The following is a 4,187-nucleotide window of genomic DNA, read 5'->3' as shown; positions in this document are numbered from 1 at the left end:
ATTCACCAATACCAGAAAGTGTAGACCCTAATTTATTCACGTGGTTGAGCCATTTTCATTATTCTAAATTATTATTTTCATTTAATTCAAAGCACTGCCAAAGATCCAACCAATCTCTTTACCATTGTAGTAACAACGGTAATATGGTGTTTTGTAATCTGTCCGATAGGCAACATTATCTACGGTAACTTGCTTCCCAGCATAATCTTTACTGTAATTCAGTCGTTTTACCGTATATTTACTTCCAGTCACATGATTCAAGAAGTCATGCGGTCCTGGCGCAGCTTTGACTGTCATGGTTTGTTTGGTATTAATGGATTTATACGTCACATGAACTGCCAAACCACCACCATATATCCAACCAATTCGTTTACCTTGGTAATAGCAACGATAGTATGGCGTCTTGGTCCCATCTCGATAAGCCACATTATCAATGGTAACGGTCTTACCTGCATACGTTTTTCCATAATGCAAACGTTTATTAGTATACATGCTGCTTGTGACGTGGTTATAAAAGTCGTTAGACGCTGCAACTTTCACATCCATAGTTTGATTAGTTGCGGAATAACTAACATGTTTGGCTAAACCACCGCCATATATCCAGCCAATTTCTTTACCGTTATAGTAACAACGATAGTAAAGTGTCCCGGTACCATCACGTTTACCAGTACAATCGATCTGAATAGTCTTTCCGGCGTAAGTTTTTCCATAGTGAAGCCGTTTTACCGTATATTTACTTTCAGGGACATGGTTATAAAAATCATGGCCTGGTGCCGATTTAACATCCATTGTTAACTTAGCGTTTGTATACTTCACATTCTTAAAATGGATTTCTTCATAGTACTTTTTAGTTAACTGATAAAATTCAGCCATTGTGTAGCCCTGGCCAAAATACTTTCTCCCGTTATTTATATAATACCCATAAGGATCCGTATGGCTTGAGCCACCAAAATGCTGAGCAACCTCTTTATGTGACCACACGGTGCCCTTACCATCGTAACAAGCATCATTAGGAGTTAAATTATATTTATTCAATAAGTATGCTGTATACCAAGCTGCATTGGAAATTTCATGAGCAAAAGCACTTTTAGAATGGACTTCAATCTGCTCAAATTGAACAAACTTTCCATTTCCAGGATACCCAACTCCCCAAGCCAAATAATTGGTATTCGCAATATTGATGATGTGATCGGCATCAACAAAACTATGCACAAAGGCATTATTATAATTAGCCTTCATATAAGCAATTTCGTTATAGATTGTGGAACTTGCGTTAGCCGTTTCGTGGACCACAACGCCTTCTGGTCTACCGTAACCCCAATCATATTTATACTTTGGAAAACCATTCCAAACTGAGGTCGTAATTCCGGCCGGCTTAATCTTCTTGGCACTAATGTAACTATTAACAGCCTCCGCTTTCACCGTTGGCGTTTTAACAATCAGTAAGCTCACAAATAAAGTTAGCGTTACTAAAAAAATGGTCATAATTCTTTGCTTCTGAATCTCTATCTCTTTCAAACTAATTCCTCCAATGTTATCTCCCCATATGCACAATTAACTAAATATGTATACTTTTATACTAACATCTTGACGAATCAGTGTGATATCGATATTTTTACAATTCTGTAACATTCAGTTCACAGTTCTTTGAACTTTAAGGTTTTTCCACAATTTATTTAATAGTTCGGCAATCAAAAATCCAATCGCGATTGAACCCGTAATTTCGATCACCTGTGTTAAGAAATGCACCCCTTGCGCAGTTTCGCCCAATGCCAGCGTCCGGATCATTTGATAGGCCTGCCCTCCTGGGACTAAAGGAACCAAACTAGGAATATTAAAAATTAACATAGGCATTTTCATTTTTCTTGCAGACACATCACTTAAGATGCCAATTGCCACAGCCGCCACTAAATTGCTTAAAGCTAACCCCAGGTCCAAACTGAACAATCCCCAATAAATCAACCAGGCAACTACTCCGATCAAACCTGCAACCACTAACGCGCGATGAGGAATATTGATGATAATGCCAAACCCGATTGTGGCGATAAAAGCAAAAAATATTTTAATAATCATAATCATTTGAATTCCCACCTTAAAAGAATCGAAAGACGAACGCAATCCCAAATCCAATTGCAGCAGCAGTCAATAACGCTTCGATTCCGCGCGCCGGTCCACTTACAAAATGGCCATTCAAAATGTCACGAACGGCATTGGTTAGCGGAACTCCGGGAACTAAAGGCATCACTGAGCCAATAATAATATCATCCACAGAATGTCCCATTCCAAGTCGCACCGTCAGTACCGCTAAAATGCCAATTAGAAGGGATGCAAAAAACTCACTAATAAATTTAATATTCAGATATTTGTTGATTATGTAGTAAATCGCAAATCCAATTGCACCAATCACTGACGTTAAACCAATGTCATAAAAATTGTTACAGAAGATCGCCATTAATGGGCCACTGACAAGTGCAGCTCCGATCACTTGTAACCAAAATGGAAAATAAGGCACAGCATTATCAAGCGTTTGAAGCTGCCCAAAAAATTCTTCCAATGTGATTTTGTGATCCGCGTAGTTCCGTGATAACCGGTTTACCCAACTCACTTTTTCCAAATCGATGTTTCGCCGACTCACACTGGTAACCTGGGCATTCTTTTTATCTGGAATCGACATAATAATTCCGGTAACCGTTGAAAAAACTTGTGCGTTCGGGAACCCTGAATTTGTTGCAATCCGCATGATTGTATCTTCCGCACGGGCCATTTCTGAACCACTCTCAATCATAATTCGTCCCGCTAACAAGCAGGTATCCACTACCAAGTCCGCTTTATCCACAACTATCACCCCATTAATTAATCAAGATCTATTATGCCATAGCACTGCAGACAAAACGACTATTAATTTGAGATCAACTCTCATTGGCCCCTCCAAGTTAAATTTGGACACAAAAAAAGCCAGGGACAAAATCCCTGACTTGATAAATTCTAATTTTAAATTAGTCTTTGTTTACGTTAACTGCTTGTGGTCCACGGTCGCTTTCTTCTACATCGAAAGTAACTGCTTGGCCTTCTTCAAGAGTTTTGAAGCCGTCGCCTTGGATAGCTGAGAAATGTACGAATACATCGCTACCGTTTTCGCGAGTAATAAAACCAAAACCTTTGTCTGCGTTAAACCATTTAACTGTACCATGTTCCATAATAGAAAATCCTCCTGAGTGCTTTTTGCACTAAATATTTTAATACTTGATCCGGTGCAAATTGGGGATATTTCTTTATGAAACAATCTTACCAAAATTACCTAACCAAAATACAAACTAATTGTAGCATATATTTTTTAAAAAAGCTAGTAAATTTAAAATTAAAACTTAAATTTTTAATTACCGATTCAAAAATGATTAAATAAACTTAATCTTCTTGAACAAAAACATAGTGAGCAGCCTTATAACTAATTTACCGTTCATCTGTGGGCGATTCATTATCCAACAACTTAACTGTTGTTGGTCCCTCAAATGGGGCATGATGCACAACGTGAATGCGATCACCAATATCTAAATCAATCTCATCTAAATAATTTAACAGTTCGTGGTTATCAATAAATCGATCCACTTTAACCGTTGCTCCCTCTTTGACATCAGCTAAGAGCGTATGACTATCTTCTTGATAGTTTCCTTCTTTATCTGGAATCACGCCACCATGGGGACAATGCGTTGGATAACCAAGAAACTTATCAAGCGAATCTAATAAGTGGTCACTGGTTACATGCTCCAAAACTTCCGCGTCACTATCCACTTCGGATAACTTGTAGTTTAGTTTTTCAACTAAGAAAGTTTCCCACATTCGATGTTTACGAACCATGATTTCCGCAATTTGAATTCCTTCTTCAGTAAGCGAGATTCCCGCATACGGGGTATGTTTCGCAAGCCCCTCTTCTACTAGCTTGGTTACCATTTCAGTAACTGATCCGGCTGCAATGTTTAATCCCATTGCAATTTGTTTATTTGATATTTTCTTAGATTTTCCACCTAACTCAAAAATGATCTTGAGATAGTCTTCCTTCATCGGGGTCACTTCATTCACCTCATTATTATTAATACTACTTTTATAACTCATCTTGCTCGGAATTGCAATTAAGGTATCCCGAACTTTTATTTTACACTTTTTATGTATGTGTCAAGTTTTCCTAGGTG

Annotated in this window: 5 protein-coding genes; all 5 read right to left on the bottom strand. The window is 38.1% G+C overall.

All coding sequences use genetic code 11. The features are described from left to right. Positions 1-81 precede the first annotated feature (81 nt). Positions 82-1,518 (bottom strand): N-acetylmuramoyl-L-alanine amidase, encoded by a 1,437-nt coding sequence (locus IV84_RS10805; protein WP_080945508.1) that lies wholly within the window; start codon positions 1,516-1,518, stop codon positions 82-84. 114 nt (positions 1,519-1,632) lie between these two features. Then, positions 1,633-2,079: a threonine/serine exporter family protein gene (locus tag IV84_RS09785; RefSeq protein ID WP_046871278.1), complete on the bottom strand. Its 447-nt coding sequence runs from the start codon at positions 2,077-2,079 to the stop codon at positions 1,633-1,635. A gap of 13 nt (positions 2,080-2,092) precedes the next feature. Beyond that, a complete protein-coding gene (locus IV84_RS09780) occupies positions 2,093-2,785 on the bottom strand; it encodes a threonine/serine exporter family protein (protein ID WP_236699027.1) in 693 nt (230 codons plus the stop codon). Positions 2,786-2,996: 211 nt separating this feature from the next. Next, positions 2,997-3,197, bottom strand: a complete 201-nt coding sequence (locus IV84_RS09775) for a cold-shock protein (protein ID WP_046871276.1) — start codon at positions 3,195-3,197, stop codon at positions 2,997-2,999. 253 nt (positions 3,198-3,450) lie between these two features. After that, entirely contained in the window at positions 3,451-4,068 is a 618-nt protein-coding gene (locus IV84_RS09770; protein ID WP_056986586.1) for a metal-dependent transcriptional regulator, read from the bottom strand. Between the last annotated feature and the right edge of the window lie 119 nt (positions 4,069-4,187).

The sequence above is a fragment of the Pediococcus damnosus genome (assembly GCF_001437255.1).
Classification (GTDB): domain Bacteria; phylum Bacillota; class Bacilli; order Lactobacillales; family Lactobacillaceae; genus Pediococcus; species Pediococcus damnosus.
Note: the sequence above shows the minus strand (reverse complement) of the source record. Positions and strands in the feature narration are given on the sequence as shown.

Coding starts and splice junctions, on each gene's coding strand:
- IV84_RS09785 (WP_046871278.1), bottom strand. CDS start 2,079: ATGATTATGATTATTAAAATATTTTTTGCTTTTATCGCCACAATCGGG.
- IV84_RS09780 (WP_236699027.1), bottom strand. CDS start 2,785: ATGATTGAGAGTGGTTCAGAAATGGCCCGTGCGGAAGATACAATCATG.
- IV84_RS09775 (WP_046871276.1), bottom strand. CDS start 3,197: ATGGAACATGGTACAGTTAAATGGTTTAACGCAGACAAAGGTTTTGGT.